This is a genomic window from Bacillus sp. SIMBA_008, assembly GCF_046535495.1.
Lineage (GTDB): Bacteria > Bacillota > Bacilli > Bacillales > Bacillaceae > Bacillus > Bacillus subtilis.
This window is the reverse complement of record NZ_JAWRWL010000080.1, coordinates 1-385: the sequence shown is the minus strand read 5'-3', so window position 1 is coordinate 385 and position 385 is coordinate 1. Positions and strand designations below refer to the sequence as shown.

General features: G+C 41.6%; 1 protein-coding gene. It reads left to right on the top strand.

Going from position 1 to position 385, the window contains the following annotated elements:
* A partial coding sequence (locus SB658_RS22225; RefSeq protein WP_410602362.1) for a polysaccharide deacetylase family protein occupies positions 1–385 on the top strand: 385 nt, incomplete at both ends.

The window sequence follows — 385 nt, the reverse complement described above, 5'->3', positions numbered from 1 at the left end:
TCAGCTGTTAGATGTATTAAAAGCACATCATGTGAAGGCGACGTTCTTCATGCTTGGACCGCAAATCCAAGCACACCAAGCAGCTGTGAAAAGACTTTATCAAGAAGGACATCAATTGGGGCTTCATGGCATGACGCATGATATAAACCTCTTTTATCAGAACAGTGAGTCTCCCGCAAATGAAATGAGAGAAGCTCAGCGCATTCTTGCTTCTGTTACAGGCGTCTACGCCCGTCTTGTGAGAACACCCTATGGCAGTGTTCCAAATTTAACATATCATCAAAAAGTACGTTTAAACCAACATGGCTTTATTTACTGGGATTGGACGATTGATAGCCTTGACTGGAGATATAAAAACTCACAATATGTTCCAGAGGTATTGAAT